We start from the raw sequence: 564 nt of genomic DNA on the forward strand, positions 1-564 counted from the left end.
TGCTTTTACAGTCGGAGTTCTCCAACCTTGCTCCCACTTGTTCACGGTCTCAATACTCACATCCATCGCTTGTGCCAACTCTTTTTGGCTGACATCCAGTTGTGCTCGGATCGCTTTAACATCGGCAATCTCATAACGAGTGACATTCGCAGGAGTCTGCTCTCCTTTTGCAATCGCTTCGGCTTGCTTCATCGATGTATAAAGTTCATCAAAAATACTATTGCTCATTGTCATACTCTCTCTTAATCGACCTCGACACTTCTTTAAGGAGATTCTTCTCTTTCTGAGTTAAAGAGTCCTTTCTCCCTTTCTTGTACAGCAACACCAAATAGACAACATCAGGTTGGATCAGTAAGTAAATCGTTCGATAACCACCACTCTTACCTGTCGATTCTCCAGCAAGGCGAACTTTTCTTAGCCCTCCCGTTCCGACAATCAACGATCCCATTTCTGGGTTTTTGATGATGTCTGACTGCAACGCTCGAAACTCTTCATCCGTGAGCATCTCTTTTCGCTGAGATTCAAACAATGGCGTTTCAATAAACTCTAATGCGTAGCTAATAA

The 564-nt window shown here is 43.4% G+C and carries 2 protein-coding genes; both read right to left on the reverse strand.

From position 1 onward, the window contains the following. Positions 1–228: NadS family protein (gene nadS, locus R7O03_RS22740; RefSeq protein ID WP_318132075.1), on the reverse strand; the 228-nt coding region annotated here is incomplete at its 3' end. Then, complete coding sequence (locus tag R7O03_RS22745; protein WP_025607769.1) at positions 218–562, reverse strand: type II toxin-antitoxin system RelE/ParE family toxin; 345 nt, start codon at positions 560–562, stop codon at positions 218–220. The genes nadS and R7O03_RS22745, both read right to left, overlap by 11 nt. Positions 563–564: the final 2 nt, after the last annotated feature.

The organism is Vibrio sp. Vb2960, assembly GCF_033337665.1.
Classification (GTDB): domain Bacteria; phylum Pseudomonadota; class Gammaproteobacteria; order Enterobacterales; family Vibrionaceae; genus Vibrio; species Vibrio alginolyticus.